The sequence below is a fragment of the Christiangramia sp. LLG6405-1 genome (genome assembly GCF_045055805.1).
Lineage (GTDB): Bacteria > Bacteroidota > Bacteroidia > Flavobacteriales > Flavobacteriaceae > Christiangramia.
In genome coordinates this window covers 2,215,183-2,234,150 of sequence record NZ_CP159330.1, presented here as the reverse complement: position 1 = coordinate 2,234,150, position 18,968 = coordinate 2,215,183, and the positions used below count along the sequence as shown (strand labels likewise).

General features: G+C 38.1%; 10 protein-coding genes. 9 read left to right on the top strand and 1 reads right to left on the bottom strand.

Annotated elements, in window-relative coordinates; genetic code table 11:
• Positions 1–102: 102 nt before the first annotated feature.
• Complete coding sequence (locus ABVM50_RS10210; protein WP_405198482.1) at positions 103–1,449, bottom strand: sigma-54-dependent transcriptional regulator; 1,347 nt, start codon at positions 1,447–1,449, stop codon at positions 103–105.
• Positions 1,450–1,654: 205 nt separating this feature from the next.
• On the opposite strand from ABVM50_RS10210, the gene ABVM50_RS10205 reads away from it, so the two are divergent.
• From ABVM50_RS10205 to ABVM50_RS10165, 9 genes are read left to right on the top strand one after another with little or no spacing between them, the layout of a single operon-like run.
• Positions 1,655–2,905 carry an efflux RND transporter periplasmic adaptor subunit gene (locus tag ABVM50_RS10205; protein ID WP_405198481.1) on the top strand — a complete coding sequence of 417 codons (1,251 nt, stop codon included), beginning with the start codon at positions 1,655–1,657 and terminating at the stop codon, positions 2,903–2,905.
• A 57-nt stretch (positions 2,906–2,962) separates the two neighbouring features.
• Positions 2,963–3,640 (top strand): ABC transporter ATP-binding protein, encoded by a 678-nt coding sequence (locus ABVM50_RS10200; RefSeq protein ID WP_298247311.1) that lies wholly within the window; start codon positions 2,963–2,965, stop codon positions 3,638–3,640.
• A gap of 26 nt (positions 3,641–3,666) precedes the next feature.
• Positions 3,667–6,099, top strand: coding sequence for an ABC transporter permease (locus ABVM50_RS10195; protein WP_405198480.1), 2,433 nt, complete (start codon positions 3,667–3,669; stop codon positions 6,097–6,099).
• A gap of 20 nt (positions 6,100–6,119) precedes the next feature.
• On the top strand, positions 6,120–8,540 hold the full coding sequence (locus tag ABVM50_RS10190; RefSeq protein WP_405198479.1) for an ABC transporter permease: 2,421 nt from the start codon (positions 6,120–6,122) through the stop codon (positions 8,538–8,540).
• Between the two features lie 2 nt (positions 8,541–8,542).
• Complete coding sequence (locus tag ABVM50_RS10185) at positions 8,543–10,960, top strand: FtsX-like permease family protein (protein WP_405198478.1); 2,418 nt, start codon at positions 8,543–8,545, stop codon at positions 10,958–10,960.
• Between the two features lie 2 nt (positions 10,961–10,962).
• A complete protein-coding gene (locus tag ABVM50_RS10180; RefSeq protein ID WP_405198477.1) occupies positions 10,963–13,350 on the top strand; it encodes an ABC transporter permease in 2,388 nt (795 codons plus the stop codon).
• A gap of 18 nt (positions 13,351–13,368) precedes the next feature.
• Entirely contained in the window at positions 13,369–15,780 is a 2,412-nt protein-coding gene (locus tag ABVM50_RS10175; protein WP_405198476.1) for an ABC transporter permease, read from the top strand.
• Between the two features lie 11 nt (positions 15,781–15,791).
• The gene (locus tag ABVM50_RS10170; RefSeq protein WP_298247317.1) at positions 15,792–16,556 is read left to right on the top strand and encodes a head GIN domain-containing protein; all 765 of its coding nucleotides are present in this window, start codon (positions 15,792–15,794) and stop codon (positions 16,554–16,556) included.
• Between the two features lie 19 nt (positions 16,557–16,575).
• Entirely contained in the window at positions 16,576–18,960 is a 2,385-nt protein-coding gene (locus ABVM50_RS10165; RefSeq protein ID WP_405198475.1) for an ABC transporter permease, read from the top strand.
• Positions 18,961–18,968 lie beyond the last annotated feature (8 nt).

Here is an 18,968-nt window from a genome sequence, read left to right as displayed (position 1 = left end):
AAAATGCCTGCTATATACCAAAGCTTAAAAAAACAAAACAATCCCGTAGCAAGCAGTCCGACAAGGATTAAAATACGTAGGAAAATGCCTGTATGGTAGCTTTTAAAGGTCATATTTGTCTAGTCTACGGTACAAGGCGGCCCTTGTAATACCTAACTCCTTTGCCGATTTTGAAATATTTCCCTTATTCTTATCAATCACCTTTAGAATTGTATTCTTCTCAACAGTCTCCAAACGCATATCGTTAATTTCTTCATACTGCAGCTTGCTTTCAATGGGTGAAAAGGAAAGATCGCTATCTCTTAGTAAATTGGACTCGGACATAATCACAGCTCTTTCAATTACAAATTGTAATTCCCTTACATTTCCAGGAAAGGCATGATTTTTCAGCTTTTTTAAAAATCCCTGTTCCAATTTAAAAGGTCCTCTATCATATTTTTCTGAATACTGGTCCAGAAAATACCTGGTTAGCAAAGTCACATCAGTACCTCTGGCCCTCAAAGGGGGAATAATAAGATCTACTGTATTAATGCGGTAGATAAGATCTTTTCTAAATTTATTTTCATCAGAAAGCTCAGAAATATCCAGGTTCGTAGCACAAATTAACCGAATATCGACAGGGATACTTTCATTCGACCCTAATGGAGTAATATGCCTGTTCTGCAGCACCGTAAGCAACCTTGCCTGTTGGCTAAGACTAATATTACCAATCTCATCTAAAAACAATGTGCCTCCATTGGCAGCTTCAAAACGACCTTTTCGATCTTCCCGAGCATCCGTAAATGCTCCTTTCTTATATCCAAATAATTCGCTTTCAAATAAAGTGGAAGTGAGTGCACCAACATCTACTTTTATAAACGCCTTATTTTTCCTCTTGGAATTTTCATGAATTGCTTTAGCCACAAGGTCTTTACCCGTACCGTTCTCGCCCAGAACTAGAATATTGGCATCTGTAGGAGCAACCTTATTTATTTTAGAAAAAACCTGCTGAATTTCCTGGCTCTCGCCTACAATCTTATCTCCTTTGGTATTAGATTTAAGTGATTTTGAACCGGCTGTTTTTCTATTCTGAAGCATTTCTCGCATAGATTCAATCACTTTCTGATTCTGCCAGGGTTTCACGATAAAGTCTGAGGCTCCTTCTTTTAATGAACGAATGGCAAGATCAATATCACCATAAGCAGTAATGAGAATCACATCGGTAGCCGGAGCAATCTCTTTTATCTTATTTAGCCAGAAAACACCTTCGTTCCCGGTGTTCACCAATCCATTAAAATTCATATCAAGAATGATAATTTCAAATTTCTTTTCAGAAATGATCGACGTAAGATTTCCGGGATTCTTTTCGGTTAAAATTTCAGCTACAAAAGGTTTTAATAATAGGCGCATCGCCGTTAGCACGTCTGTATCATCGTCTATCACCAGTATTTTAGCGTCCTTTAGCTGCATAGACACAATATTACGATTTTCTTTAGAGGCTGATCGAGTTTCAAAAGCAGAAATATATTTAAGCTTAAAATTGTATTGTCACCGAACATACAGTGTATCAAAATCGAACACCTTAAAGTTTAAAATAAAACATAACTTACTGATATAATGCGTTTTAAAGTTATGGCATCATATTGACTATTAATCAAGTGGAAACAATTATTTTATGGACATACCTTTAGAAAAGAAACGCTTCACACCCAAAAGAATAGGAATTATCGCCGGCTGTGTTATTATTGCCGCATTGATACTTTTTGTGCTTTTTTCCTCTACCGGAAATTCTAAACTCAACGTAGAAAAAGAACGAATTAGCATAAGTGAAGTTCAAAATGGTAATTTCCAGGAAAACATTCCTGTAAACGGTGTTGTATTGCCTATTAATACTATATATCTAGATGCGATGGAAGGCGGTCGTGTGGAAGAACGATTCGTAGAAGACGGCGCGATGATGAAAAAGGGAGAACCTATAATTCGCTTATCTAATACCGATCTCGAACTTAGCCTAGTAAACCAGGAAACCCAGGTTTATAATCTACTTACCCAGATGCAAATCTCACAGAATGCCGCGAGACAAAACACCATTAATAAGAGGAATAACCTTACCGATGTAGAAAATAATCTCATTGAAGCAAAACGTAAATATCAGCTCAACAAAAAACTGCTTGAAAAAGGAGCCGTTGGTCGACAGGATTATATAGAATCAGAAAATAATTTCAATTATCAAAAAGAGAAATTCCAGCTGGCGCAGGAAGTATTAGCTCAGGATTCAACTTCCAGTAAGCAGGAATCGCAGCAGGCACGTGAATCATATGAAAGAACTAGAAAAGCTTTGGAGCTAATGCGCAGAAAAGTAGGGGATTTAGTAGTGAAGGCTCCGGTTGATGGGCAGCTTACTGCGCTTGATGCCGAAATTGGACAATCCAAGCAAAAAGGTGAACGCCTGGGACAAATTGATGTTATTAGTGGTTATAAGGTTCGTGCTGAAATTGACGAACATTATATTTCCAGAATTTTTACCGGCCAGCGTGGTTCTTTTGATTTTAACGGAGAATCTTATGCACTGGAGATCAAGAAAGTTTATACCCAGGTTTCTAATGGAAGGTTCCAGGTAGATATGCATTTTGTTGATGGTGTTCCAGAGAATATACGAAGAGGACAGAGTCTTCAGATAAAATTAGCGCTGAGTCAGGAAAAAGAAGCCGTATTGGTATCTAAAGGAGGATTTTTTCAGCAAACGGGAGGAAACTGGATTTTTAAAGTTTCCGAAGACGGCGAAACCGCCTATAAAACACAGATTCGCCTAGGAAGCCAGAATACCGAATACTACGAAGTCCTGGAAGGAATTGCACCTAGAGATAAAGTGATTACCTCCAGCTATTCTAACTTTGGAGATATCGAAGAGTTAGTTTTAGAATAATGTCACGAATTTGAAATTTATAACGTCTTTAAAAAATTACAGATAAATCAATTAAAAATGATAAAAATCACCAACCTCGAAAAATATTACACAACCGAAGAGGTACAAACCATCGCCCTTAATAAACTTTCCTTTGAAGTTAAAGAAGGAGAATTTGCTGCCATCATGGGACCTTCCGGTTGTGGAAAATCAACATTACTGAATATACTCGGATTACTAGACGATCCCGATGGAGGTAGCTATTTATTTAACGGTACGGAAGTCGCAGGCTTTAATGAGCGCCAGAGAGCCAAGCTTAGAAAGCACAATATAGGTTTCGTATTTCAAAGCTTTAATCTCATTGATGAACTTAGTGTTTTCGAGAATGTGGAGCTGCCCTTAATCTATACCGGCGTAAAGCCTGCCGAACGGAAAGAACGTGTTCATCAGGTTCTTGAAAAGATGCAAATTATGCATCGTAGAAAACATTTTCCACAACAATTATCGGGAGGACAGCAACAAAGAGTGGCAGTTGCCAGGGCTGTGGTGAACAATCCAAAACTCATACTTGCCGATGAGCCAACCGGAAACCTAGACAGTAGCAACGGAAACGAAGTAATGGACCTTTTAACCGAACTCAACGAAGCAGGAACCACCATCATCATGGTTACCCACAGCGAGCACGACGCTAAATTCAGTCATCGTATTATCAGGATGCTGGACGGACAAAAAGTAACAGAAAATGTACTAGTCTAAGAGGGTCATTCATCAATCAAAAAAACATGTTCAGAAATTATTTCAAAATCGCCTGGAGAAGTCTGAAAAAGCAGCCCTTTTTCACCTTGATCAACACTTTAGGACTAGCTATAGGAATGGCGGGAAGTTTGTTAATTGCTCTCTACATCTTTCAAGAGATGCATTATAACGACATGTTCGCAGATGCTAACCGTATCTATAGAATAGATATGGATATCAAATTCGGTGGGGCAGAAATTAAAAGCGGTGAAACATCTCCACCAATGGCGCAAACCTTAAAAAAAGATTTTCCTGAGGTTGAAAATACTGTCCGCTTTAGGACCCTGGGAAGTAACCTATTTAGAAATATCGATAAAACCACCAATCTTAAAGAGCTTTCTACCACTTATGTAGATTCTAGCTTTTTCGAAATGTTCGGTCTCGAACTAATAAACGGAAATAGAGAATCGGCGCTAAAAGATCCCAATACGCTGGTTATGACCAGAACGGCTGCAGAAAATCATTTTGGAAGTGTCGACGTTGTAGGTAAGAGGCTTTTATTGAATAATGAAGACACCTATATTGTGACTGGTGTAATGGAAGATCTTCCTGAAAACTCCTTCCTCAAGGATTACAGCATGTTTATGGCCATGGCGGGAAATGTTGCCTCACGGGAAAATATTTGGGGTAGCCACAACTATTATACATACATCAAACTATCGCCAGAAACCAATCTTGATAATTTTCAGCTACAGCTAGACGGTTTGCTAGATAAGTATGTCCTGCCCTGGGCTCAAAAAACGTTTCCAGGAATGACAAAGGAATCTTTCGCAGCATCCGGAAATTACATTAGGTATCATACAATAGCACTAACTGATATTCATCTTTATTCTGAAAATCAGCTTGAAATGGGCGAAAAAGGCGCGATCCAAAACATCTATATTCTATCATTTATTGGATTTTTCTTGATTTTTTTAGCATGTGTAAATTTTATGAATTTGTCCACCGCGCATTCCCTAAAAAGATCCAAAGAAGTAGGAATACGCAAAACATTAGGATCCAACAGGGTTCAGTTAATAGTGCAATTCTTAACAGAATCTGGCATTGTAGTTTTTAGCTCATTGATTCTAGCCATCATAATAGCATTTATTGCCTTACCATTTTTCAATGATATAGCTGGTAGAAATATTAGTATACCTTTTACAGAGCCTTTATTCTATGTTACACTTTTAAGCATCACATTTCTCCTCGCACTTTTTTCTGGTAGTTATCCAGCCTTTGTTATATCCCGTTTTATTCCAGTAGATACACTTAAAGGATATAGCGTAAAGAACAATAATAAATGGAATATTAGAAGCATGCTCGTTGTATTCCAGTTTGGAGTTGCTGTTTTTTTGATTGTTGGTACCCTGGTTGTTTTTCAGCAATTGGAGTTTATACAAAATAAAGATCTGGGTTTTGAGAAAGAACAGGTTTTAGTGATCAATGACGCATATGCTGCTGGAAAAAACCTAAATGCGCTTAAACAGGATATAATCAATCTGAGTTCTGTTAAAAGTGTTACAGTGAGTAGTTTCATGCCAACCCCATCTGCACGATCTAATAGCTCCCTTTTCAGGGAAAATGCCATGGATCAACAGTATGCCATCCAAATGCAAACCTGGAATGTGGATGAAAATTATTTGAAAACATTAAACCTTGAGTTAATCGCCGGTCGTAATTTTAATGCTCAAACTGCAGCAGATTCTACTGCCATTATCATTAACGAATCTACACTAGCAACATTGGGTCTAAACGCAGAGGAAGCTCTTGGTGTAAGAGTTACCGAAGAGGTTGAACGTGAAAACCCTGAATTCTACCATATCATAGGCGTAATTAAAGATTTTCATTATGAATCCCTTCGTGAAGATATAGGTGCTCTTGGACTATTCCTTGATAAATCTAGTGGATCTATGGCCATCAAATTAAAAACAAATGATCTTACCAGCGTCCTTACCAAAATTGAAAACCTTTGGACAGAAAGAGCTCCTGGGCAACCTTTCAATTATCGCTTTATGGATGACGCATTTGAAGCATCCTACAAAGAGGAACGTCGTCTGAGCAGCATCTTTATAGTGTTTACAGGCTTATCAATATTTATCGCTTGTCTTGGCCTTTTTGCTCTAGCCGCATTCAACGCCCAAAATAAAACGAAAGAAATAGGAGTACGGAAAGTTTTAGGTGCCAGTGTTAGCCAAATTACTATAGACTTAACAACGGACTTTCTAAAACTTGTAGCAATTGCTATTCTTATTGCTATACCATTTGGATGGTATTTTATGGATATGTGGTTACAAGATTTTTCATACCGCATTCAGATAGGTTGGGAAATATTAAGTTTTTCAGCACTCCTGGTTATAACTGTAGCTATAATAACAGTAAGCTATCAAAGTGTTAAGGCGGCGATTGCAAATCCCGTTAAAAGCTTAAGAACAGAGTAAATTATCACTAAAAGTCCATCATGATAAAGAATTATCTAAAAATAGCATTGAGAAGTCTACAGAAAAACAAATTGCAGACTATTATAAATCTACTGGGATTGACAGTTGGAACTGTTTGCTGCCTAAGCATTCTGGTTTACGTTTTTGCTCAATTTGGATATGACCAACAATTTTCCGATTCCTCCTCTATTTACCGAATTAATACATCTATAAAAGAACATAATGAAGGTAAACTCTCTGCTGGAACTTCACCACCCATCGCATTCGCGATGAAAGAGGATTTTCCAGAGGTCTCCGAAGCTACCAGGGTGGTATATTTTGGCTCAGGCAATGCAGGTCTGCTTCGGAATCCTGAATCTGGTGAATCTTTTTATGAGAACCGGGGTTATTTAGCTGATTCTACATTCTTTAAAATTTTCGATTATCCGTTTGTGGAAGGCACCTCTAAAGCTTCGCTTACCGCGCCAAATACGGTTGTACTTTCAGAATCATTATCCCGAAAATTTTTCGGAGATGAAGGAGCTTTAAATAAAACCCTCATATTAGGAAGTGGTGATGAGGAACAGCGACTGGTGGTAACCGGGGTATTTAAGGAAGATTTTGGTAAATCACATCTTCGACCAAATTATATTCTTACAATGAATTCTGGCGGACTCGGGCAGCACGTTAGAAATGTACAAAATTTCGCTACAGAAAATTTTGCCATGAGCTATGTGAAATTGAAGCCGGGAGCAAGTCCTGAAAATCTAGAGAGAAAATTTTCAGAATTCCTGCAAAGACATGGCGCAAAGGATTTTGCGATGGTTGGTTTTCATAAATCGCTCAATCTTCAGAATATTACTGATATTCATTTATACTCAAAAGATATAAGCAATCAGCTTAGCCCTGTTTCTGATATTAACTTTTTATACGTTCTACTTCTTCTGGCGCTATTTATTCAGCTAGTTGCCTGTATCAATTTTATTAATTTGAGTACAGCGCGTGCAGGTAAAAGGGCCCGAGAGATTGGGGTACGAAAGGTTATTGGAGCTGACAAAAGTTCCTTAATAAAGCAATTTTTAGGGGAATCGCTATTACTCTCGTTATTTGCATCCTTAATTAGTATCCCATTCACTTCAATGGTATTGCCTTTTGTGAACACAATCACTGAGGGCAATATCAGTTACACCGCTTTGTTCGACTGGAAAATCCTGATTGCTCTCTTACTGCTAGGAATTCTAACAGGGCTTATAGCCGGAATTTATCCTGCTTTTATATTATCAGGTATTAAACCCATCAAAGTTTTAAAATCATCAGTGAATCTGAATCTAGGCAATGGTGACCTTCGAAAAGCGCTAGTGGTGTTCCAGTTCGTAATTTCGATAGGACTAATAAGCTCAGTTATTTTTATCACTCAGCAGGTGAAATATTCCCAGAAACTGGACATGGGTTTTAGTAAAGAAAACCTTATCGCTATGCGTTTGGGAACAGAAACTGTTTCGAGAAGGTTTAAGGCAATAAAGGAAAGTTTTGAATCCATCAGTGGTATCGGTAATGTTGCGGGATCCAATTATTATCCCACTGAGTTTATTATGGGAGATATGGGTATGACGCTTCCAGGTGGTAGTCTTAAAGATCGCACGTTGGTTCACTATCACGGCGTAAGCCCAAATTACCTTGAAACTGTTAAAACCAAACTGCTGGTTGGTCGAGGATTGAACACGAACGATGGAAATCAGATATTGGTTAATCAGACAACCCTTGATGCTTTTGGAATTCCTCTTGATAAAGCGGTTGGATCCAGACTTGTAGACACTAATGGCGATGATTCCGATTCGTACGAAATTATAGGTGTTACCGAAGATTATCGATTTGGAACTTTGAAAGATGCCATTGAGCCATTGTTACTATATAACGAAACCCAACCTGGCTGGATTATTTTACGTACAGATACTGAAGATTTTGAAACACTCCTCGCAAACCTAAAACGTTCCTGGGAAAGCATAAATCCTAACACGCCATTTATATACAATTTTGTAGATAAAGAAGTAGAGAAGTTATATGCTGAAGAAAAAAAATTGGCGACAATTTCTGTTGTATTTACCGCACTAGCAATTCTAATTAGTTGTCTTGGACTATTCGGCCTCGTTTCCTTTGTAGCTGAACAAAAGAAAAAAGAAATCGGGATCAGAAAAGTTCTTGGGGCAAATGTGAGAAATATAGTGCAACTGCTCACCAAAGATTTTATCGCTTTAGTGTTGATTGCATTTCTAATTGCTTCACCTCTCGCCTATTTTTTAATGTCTAACTGGTTAGAAGATTTTCCAAACCGAATAAGTATAGAATGGTGGGTATTCGTTATAGCTGGAACCGTGGCTTTACTATTAACGCTTCTTACGGTAGGTTCCCAGGCAATAAAAGCTGCAGTTTCCAATCCAATTAAGAATATGAGAACAGAATAGTTATGATAAAAAATTATATAATAATCGCATGGCGCAGTCTCTGGAAAGAGAAGACCTATACATTCCTGAATTTATTTGGCCTATCCGTTGCTTTCGGAGTAGCCATTCTTCTAACAGTATATGCACTTTTTGAACTTTCTTATAACAAATTCCACGAAAATGCGGATACTATTTATCAGGTTTATCGCACAGAGTATACCTCAAAGGGGCCACAGCCAGGAATCGCACAACCTCTACCCTTCTCAAAAGCATTGCAAGATGAAGTTCCGGGAGTTAAAAGTATAACTCGCTTTAATGGTGGCAGTGTTTTAGCTAGTATCGGTGAAAACCAGGTGCATTTACAATCTGCCTTTGTGGATCCTGAATTCTTTTCCATATTCACCTTTCCAATTATTAAAGGTGATCAAAATCCGGTTTCTGGAAAATCAGAGATTGCTCTTTCTGAAAAAGCTGCGAAAACACTTTTCGGAACAAAGGAAGCATTAGGTAAATTGGTCAACATTTTTATTGATGAAAAGGAAGTTCCTTTCACAGTAACTACAATAATGGAAGATGTTCCTGTAGAAAGTAATATCTCTTTCGATATCGCACTTAATTTTCAAAGTCAACCGTACCATGCTTATGAAAGAAATGTTGGAAGTTGGGATAATTCCAACCACGAAGTTTATCTGCAGCTGGAAAAAGGAATCTCTCCTCATCAATTCGAAAAAGCTACCCAGGATTTTACAAATCTACATTACCAAAATGATATTATTAATGCCAAGAGAGATGGTGCAAAGCCTAACCAAGACGGTCAGTATATTCAGCAAAGACTCTTATCTGTAAAGGACCTAAATTTCGTAAAGATAGAAAACGGGATGGCTGTACCCAGTAGAATCTATCCATATCTGATCTTGTCGATAGCATTCTTAATCCTATTTATCGCTAGCGTTAATTTTATCAATATGAACATTGCTAAAAGTTCACGGCGTCTACGTGAAATAGGAATGCGTAAAACTCTCGGTGCTAATAAAAGTCAACTATTCTTTCAATTTTGGGGAGAAAGTATACTTATATTTCTGAGTTCACTGATAATTGGGTTGTTCGTATCCAATCTACTACTAAAGCCATTTCAGACTTTATTTAACACCAAAGCTACTTTTTCTGATATTGTTAGTTTGACGAATATTATCGGGTTTATAGTTACCCTAGTTATAATTACTTTAATCGCTGGCGGGTATCCTGCACTTCTCTTGAGTAAAATTGGCACTCTAAAAGCTTTAAAAGGAAAGATTCAGGTAAATGGAGGTAACAGGTTGCGAAATGCTCTTATAGTAGTCCAGTTTAGTATAGCAATTCTTCTTATTAGTGGGACGCTGGTGCTTTGGAATCAGCTTGAGTTTATGAGAAACAAAGATCTAGGTTTCAATAAAGAACAGGTCATCGCTTTTCCACTAAACGGAAAACGAGAAGACTTTCAGGCTATGCAACTACTGCGAAATGAACTCCAGAATAAACCTGAAGTAATTAGTGTTTCAGCAAGTAATAATATCCTCGGAATAGGAAAGGACCGTTCTACTACCACCAGTGTAACAGGTTTTGAACATAAAGGACGTGTGGTAAAAACTAACATTTTAATAGTAGATAAAGATTATTCAAAAACTGTAGATCTGGAAATAATGCAGGGAAGAAGCTTTGATAATGCAAGAGCGTCAGACAGTCTCTCTGTGCTCATTAATGAAGCTATGGCCAAAGAGTTAGATGAACAGGAGCCTTTGACGGCGCGTCTTAATATCATGGAAGACCGGCAGTATTCAGTAATTGGAGTAATTAAAGACTTTAATTTCCAATCCTTGGATAAGGAAGTAGAACCACTTACTATTTTCTTAAATCCAAATTGGAATTTACGGTATGCATATGTAAAAGTATCGCCCAACAATTTATCAGATTCATTTAATGAAGTAAAAACTGCTTGGAATATAATTGAACCTAATGCTGAATTTCTAGGTTCCTTCTTAGATGAAAATATTGACCGTACTCTAGAGAAAGAGCGCAACATGACTACCATGATTACTGCAGGGTCTATAATCGCCATCATTCTAAGCTGTGTGGGACTTTTCGCTATATCATTACTTGTTGTTTCCCAAAGAAGAAAAGAAATAGGTATTCGTAAAGTTGTGGGTGCTAGTGTTGGAAAAATTACTGTTTTGCTAACTACAGATTTTTTAAAACTAGTTGTCATTGCTTTTTTGATCGCAACTCCAATTGCCTGGTATTTTAGCAATGAGTGGCTTCAGAATTATCCCTACCGAATGAATTTGAGTCTATGGATCTTTGCTGCAGCTGGAATTATTGCACTCATTATCGCTGTATTGACCATTAGTTTTAGAACTATTCGTGCGGCTATGCAAAACCCGGTTAAATCATTAAGAACTGAATAATCATGATTAAAAATCATTTCAAAATAGCGTGGAGAAGTTTATGGAATACGAAATCGTATACCTTGATAAATATCGCAGGTTTATCTGCTGGTTTGGCCAGTTTTATAATCGTGCTTTTGTACCTGAATTATGAGCTAAGCTATGACACCTGGTCACCAGAACTGGAAAATGTCTACCGCGTGAGCATGGAAAATGATGGTGATGTACAAAATCAAACTCCTGCACCATTAGCTTCATTTCTAGGCGAAAAGTATCCAAAGATCGAGGCGTCCACCTCTATGCAGGGAGCTGGTGAATACGAAGTGCTGATTAATGGAAATGGTAAAAGTATTTATCATCAAGGCTTTGCCTCTGCAGACTCTCTTTTTTTAAAGGTATTCCCTTATCAACTTCTCCAGGGTGATAGAAGTACTGCGCTAAATGCTCCAAATTCAGTCATTCTAAGTAAGGAACTAGCTACCACTCTTTTTGGTGAAACCAATCCTATGGGACAAACCGTCAAAGTTTTTGATGCCATGGAGGGAGTGGTCACGGGAATTATTCAATTACCAAAGACACCTTCACACCGCCAGGTTCATTTAATCATGCGGGATCCTTATGAGAAACAGAATTTTTTCTGGAATAATCATTCCTATGAGACCTATATCAAAGTAAACCAGAACATAGCTTCTACGCAGTTGGAAGAAGATCTTAATCGTATATATTTTGAAGAGAGAATAAAAAAAGACGAAGATTTAAATAAAGCTTATTTAGAGACAGGAGATAGATTCACACTGTTTACGGACGCCGTACCCGATATTCAGAATTTTTCCAAATACGGTACAAGCAATATTGAAACGCTATCGATACTTTTTATACTTGCCGTCTTACTACTCCTTGCAGGTGCTGTCAACTTCAGCAATCTCAACGTCGCGAAATCTATTGGCCGCGCCAAAGAAGTTGGAGTAAGAAAAGTACTGGGGTCAGGGAAAAGAAGTCTGGTTTTTCAGTTCATGGTAGAAACTGCACTGCAATGCATGATAAGCTTTGTGATTGCAGCGGTATTAATTTTGTTATTCCTACCCTATGTAAATAACGCTCTCAACCTTCAGCTTAATTTCTGGCAGCAAAATTCCTGGGTGCTTTTAGGGCAAATAGGAATCTGTTTAATAGTGATCATACTGCTCTCGGGGATTTACCCTTCCTTTTATCTTTCAAGATTCAATATCATCAATGTTCTAAAAGATAATTTTTCTGGCGGAAATAAACGGACAGGGCTTCGGAATGTCTTGCTGGTATTTCAATTTGTAGTAACCGCTTTTTTTATTGTGGCAATTCTAGGTGTAAATAAGCAGCTTGATTATATGCAACATGCTGATAAAGGCTTCTCCGAAGACCAGATATTGCGTATTGAAACCACACAGGCAACCCGGGAACAGGGATTTCAGAAAACCAGAGAAGAATTATTAGCTATTCCCGGAGTGAGCAATGTTGTGAAAACTACCACGGTTCCAGGAGATAAAATTGCAGATTCCTCTACCTACAATTTTCAATTTAGAGGAGAAGAAGTACGCATGGGATCGGTGAAAGTGAGTACTGAATATTTCGAAGCTTTAGAAGTGCCTTTGATAAACGGCAGGTATTTTAATGATAGTTATGCCGACCAAAATACACGCAGTGCAGTTATTAATGAAACTGCTGCAAGAAAATTGGGGGTAGGGAATCCTCTGGGAAAAACGATCTCATTTGGCGGATGCGATGAAGGTGATGTGAAAATAGTGGGGATCGTTAAAGACATTAATGTGCACGGATTTGAATCTGCAATTAAGCCAATGGTGTACACTATCGAAAATAAAGCCTGTATGTATCAATCTGGCGGAGCGATTTTACTGAAATTAAATTCAGATAAAGTACAGGCTACGGTTGCTGCTATTTCCACCAAATGGAAATCTATAGAACCACAATTTCCTATTCGCTATACATTCCTGGACAGCAATTTTCAGCAATTATTTATCTCTTATTTCAGACTTCAAAAAATCCTGAATTTCTTTGGAATTATTGCAGTGCTGATTTCCGTGATGGGGTTATTTGCCCTTACTGCTTTTACGATTAAACAAAGGGATAAAGAAATTGGCATTCGGAAAGTTCTGGGCGCTAAGGTCTCAAGTATAGTGGCTCTTATTACCAAAGATTTTATGATGCTACTAATACTGGCCATCCTTATTGCTATTCCTCTAGGTTGGTACGCAATGGATAAATGGCTTGAGAATTTCGCCTATAAAACCGAGCTAAGCCTGTGGATTTTTATAGTGGCAGCAGGCTCTATTTTTGGAATAGCGGTCTTAACGGTAAGTATGAAAACCATAAAAACCGCAATGAAAAACCCGGTAAAAAGTTTAAGAACTGAATAATCATCAACACTATTCATCATGATTAAAAACTATTTAAAAACTGGTTGGAGAAATATCCAAAAGAACAGAGGCACATCCATGGTCAATATAGTTGGCCTTGCAGTGGGAATAGCATCGGTGATCATGATTATACTATATGTTTCTGATGAATTAAGCTTTGACCAGTACAATGAAAAAGCTGACAGGATTGTTAGGGTTGTTTTTAATGCCAATGTGAATGGCGAAGAGATGAAAGAAGCAGTAGTGATGGCCCCGGTGGCACAAATACTGAAAAATGATCTTCCGGAAGTAGTTGATGCTACGCGTCTTGCAAAATCTTATAATAACAGGCTCGAGTATAACGGATCTTACTACGGGCAAAGCAATTTAGGTTATGTAGATCCTAACTTTTTTGATGTTTTCACACTTCCTATCACTAACGGAAAAAAAGACAACCCTCTAAATAAGCCGAATACCGTAGTTATATCTGAAACCCTGGCGGAAAACATCTTCGGAAATGCAGATCCTATCGGAAAAACAATTACCGTCACTAACCGAGAGGAACAACTAACTATCTCTGCGGTCATGCAGGATATTCCAGATAATTCGCATTTTCATTTTGATCTGTTTGTTTCTACATTAGGATATGCCCAAGCCAGGAAAACCAGCTGGATGGAATCTGATTTTTTTACCTATCTGGTTCTTAAAGAAGGAGTCGCTATTAGTGAAGTCGAAACCAAGCTTCCCGCGATCAATAAGAAATATATGGGTCCGCAAATGATGGATGCCATCGGAATGTCTTATGACGAATTTCAAAAAGACAATAGCATTGGACTTTTTCTCCAGCCATTAACAGATATACATTTACATTCAGATTTTTCTGATTCCACCACGTTGGAACAAGGCGGAGATATCAAGTACATCTATATTTTTAGCGCTATTGCCCTTTTTATGCTAGTGATTGCTTGTATAAATTTTATGAATCTAGCTACCGCTTCAGCTTCTAAAAGATCTAAAGAAGTTGGAATACGAAAAGTACTTGGTTCTAATAAAAATCAATTGATTTATCAGTTTCTGGCAGAAGCGTTTATTTCCACCTTGGTCGCCACTGTGCTGGCTATTGCTTTTTTCGCGTTTACGCTTCCATTTTTCAATCAGCTGGCGGGTAAAGCTATAGAATTCACCTCTGTTCTAAAACCTGTTTACTTGTTATATCTTTTCGGATTGATCCTACTTATCACTCTTCTAGCGGGTAGTTATCCGGCATTCTACCTTTCCTCGTTTAATCCGTTGAATGCCCTAAAAGCTAAATTTTCAGGAAATGGCCAACGTTCTGGTATACGCAGTGGCCTGGTAATCTTCCAGTTTGTGATTTCCGCAGGACTCATAGTCGCGACTTTGGTGGTTAGAAAACAGATGAATTATATTCAGAATAAGGACCTGGGATATGAAAAAGATCAGCTACTTGTAGTTCGAAATACCTACCTCCTAAAGAACAATGAAGATAATTTCATACAGGAAATTGAAAATAATCCGCGAGTAGCCAGTGTTACGCATTCTGCATTTGTTCCAACCGGTAAAAGTGATAACGAGGTTGGCGGAATTTTCCAGAATAGTGAATTTCTTCGCCGCATGTATTTTTATAATATAGACGAGAACTACATTCCAACCATGGGGATGGAATTGTTGCAGGGTCGAAATTTTTCTGATGATTTTGGAAATGAAAATAATAAGGTAATCATCAATGAAATAGCCGCAGAGATCCTTGGGTTCGGGAAAGATGCCGTGGGAAAAACGTTTCAACGGGACACTGATGAAGGTCTTCGAGACATCACGGTTATTGGGGTGATTAAAAATTTCAACTGGAAATCTCTCCACCAGGAAATAGAACCGCTTATTTTGAAAAACAATCCTTACGGCGGAATTATTATTAGGTCTAAGACAGCAAATATGTCCGGGATTATTGAGAACCTGGATACTGCATGGAATCAATTCAATCCCAAAGAAGCACTGGACTACAGTGTACTGGATGATGCTTATAACTATACCTATGTCAAAGAACGTAAAATGGGAACCCTTCTTAGCCTTTTTGCAGTTCTAACCATTATTGTGGCCTGTTTAGGCTTATTCGGACTCGTGACGTTTACAGCAGAACAACGATTTAAAGAAATAGGAATAAGGAAAGTACTGGGTTCTTCAGCAACACAAATTGTAGCCTTGCTATCTAAAGATTTTATAAAACTGGTGGGTATTTCATTTGTCATCGCTTTTCCCCTTAGTTATTACCTGATGAATAAGTGGTTACAGGATTTCGCTTACCGAATAGACATTCAATGGGAGTTATTCCTGCTGGCAGCATTGATCACTATGGGAATCGCTTTTTTAACCATCGGAATTAAAAGTTTTAAAGCTGCCAGTGCCAATCCAATAAAAAGTTTGAAAACCGAATAAAAATAACAACTATGAAAAAATCAATCTTAACTCAGAACAAAATGCTCATCCCAATAATTCTAGCCCTTTTAAATTTCGGTCTATCTAATGCTCAATCTGAAACTGTGGAAGTTTCCAGTTTTTCAGAAGTCACTATAAGTCCATATATAAAAGTGGATTTCAAACAAGCTGATACCGAATCGGTAATTATTCAGAATACAAAAGTAGAACGCGAAAAGATCAATATTGAGGTAGATGGTAAAGAACTTCATATTTACCTGGAAGACGCAAAGATCGTTGCCAAAGAAGAGGAAGTGAAGATAAACGGTCGTGAAATGGATCGTTCTATTTATAATGGTACGGAGGTTCACATCACCGTCTATTATAAAAAACTGGAAGCTGCGGAAATTCGTAGTGAAGAAGTGATCAATTTTGAAGATGCCATCAGCGTAGAAGATTTTGACCTTGATATTTACGGCTCTCCAAAAGTATATTTTGAAAGTATTACTGCAGATGATTTTAAAGTAGCCATTTATGGAGAAAGTTACCTGGAAGTAAAAGCTGGTAATGTTGATTTTCAGCGCTATCGATGCTACGGAAAAAGCGAAGTAAATGCAATTGATCTTCCATCTTCCGAAACCAAAATCGCAGCGTATGGCAACAATCATATTGTGGTAAATGTTTCTGAGAAACTGAAGGTTTCAGCTTTCGGAGAAGCCCGAATTCAGTACAAAGGCGATGCGAAAGTGAATAACGGACTCAAAATAGGAGAAACCGTGGTTCAGAAAATCGATTAAATCTTTTATAAAATCATCTATGCTTAAAAATTTCATCAAAATATCCTGGCGAAGAATCAAAGCCGATAAAACATTCTCTTTCATCAATATTCTTGGTCTTTCGATTGGATTAACCATAACCATCTTACTGTTCCTGTTCGTATTGCAGGAGCGAAGTTTTAATACGATGTATGCCCAAAAAGACCGGATCTACCGGGTGATCTTCAATACCTCGCAGGAGCGAGATAATGAAGTTTGGGCAACAGTGCCCGCTGCACTAAAGCCCGCTGCTGCTAATGAAATTCCGGAAATACAGAAATCTGCCAGATTATGGGATCATGATTTCGGAAAAACCGCGTCTATTGAAGCCAACAATCAGCAATTCACCGAGCAAAAATTATATTATGCAGATGCGGAGTTCCTGGATATTTTTCAACCTGAATTTATCTACGGAAATTCAAAAAGTGCATTGGTAAGACCTAATACCATTGTTATTTCTAAATCTACCGCTGAAAAGTATTTTGGAAATACGAATCCCCTTGGCCAGACGATTGGTATAGACAATAAGAAAAACATGGAGATCACCGGGGTCTATATGGACTTTCCGGAAAATTCCAGCCTGGATGGTAATATGATCGCTTCGTTTAATTCTGTAGGTTTTTATAATGATCCTACCTGGGGAAATGCCAGTTTTGAAACTTATTTTCTACTGAACGACCAAGCAAACCGTACAGAGGTTACCAAAAAAATGCAACAACTTGTTGATGCTAATGTGGAAAAAGAACACCAATGGTATACCTTATCGCTGCAACCATTAGAGAAAATGCACCTCTACTCTGCAAATATTAAAAGTGCTTTCTCCTCAAAAACGGGAAGTATTGAGGAAGTTCGAAATTTCAGCTTACTGGCTATTTTAATTTTATTGATCGCCTGTATTAATTATATGAATCTTGCCACGGCGAGATCACAAAAAAGTACTAAAGACGTAGGGATCAATAAAACGCTTGGTGCATCCAGCAAAATATTGATCTTACGATTCTTTACTGAGACAAGTTTTGTCACTCTGCTGTCTATATTTCTTGCTTTGATTTTTACTGTTTTGGCGATTCCTTTTTTTGAAAGTATCGTTGGCGTAGATCTTTCCACTAAATTTCTATGGTCTCCTGAATTTGTCATCGCCCTCATCGCAATCTGGTTGATCACCACGCTCATCGCGGGATCGTTCCCTGCATTTCACCTTTCTAAATTTTCCCCGATGGAAGTGATCAGGTCTGGCACCAATAAAAATAGTTTTACAGCGGTCCTAAGAAAAGGACTCGTGGTGGTTCAATTTTCCGCCTCTGTGATATTGATCATCAGTGCGATAGTGATTTATAATCAGCTGGAGTTTATGAGGAATAAAAATCTTGGATACAATCCTGATAATACCGTGGCGATCTCAATCGCTGCTGTAAATTCTGAAAATGAAAAGCAAACCCTACTTGATGAATTTGAAAGTCTGCCTGAAGTTTCGTCTACGACTATGGCCCAGGGTTTTCCGGGAATCAGCGTTAGCGGCCGGGCGCTTTATAGAAATATGAATTCAGACGAAGCGATGTCTCTGCAAACTAATCGTACCACGGGTGGAATTGTGGAAACACTTCAACTGGAACTTCTAGCTGGAAAAGATTTACCGGCAACTAAACAGGAAGGCGATTCAATAGTAGATGTCGTACTCAATAAGAAAGCAGTGGAATTCCTTGGAATAGAACCACAAGAAGCCATTGGTAAGAATCTAATTGCCCAACTGGGGCCTAATGCCTACGTTATTGGGGTAGTAGATGATTTCAATTTTTCATCTCTACGTTCTCCAATTGGTGGTTATGCTTTTAATAATGGTTTTGAGCCCCTTCAGTATATGCTGGTTCGGTTTGAAAGTGATGAATTGCCGGTTACGCTGGATAAATTCCAAAGTAAATTTACGGAAGTAATACCTTCTTCTGCATTCGATTATACCTTTCTGGATAAGAATGTAGAACAGATGTATGCCAGGGATCGTCGCACGGCGACCGTTGCAATCATCTTTGCCGGACTTGCAATTTTTGTAGCCTGCCTGGGACTTTTTGGACTTGCCGCATTTATGGCGGAACAACGTACTAAGGAAATTGGAATTCGAAAAATATTAGGTGCCAGCGTTACTGGTATTATTGGACTGCTTTCCAAAGATTTTGTGAAACTAGTATTCATTGCACTCATTATCGCTTTCCCGCTGGCATATTGGCTTGCATATAAATGGCTTCAGGAATTTGTGTACCGCATCGAGATCAATTGGCAAATCTTTCTATATGCCGGGCTGGTCGCACTACTGATAGCAATTACAACGGTAAGTTTCCAAGCCCTTAAAGCAGCGATTTCTAATCCTGTTAATTCTTTAAAAAACGATTAAAAAATATA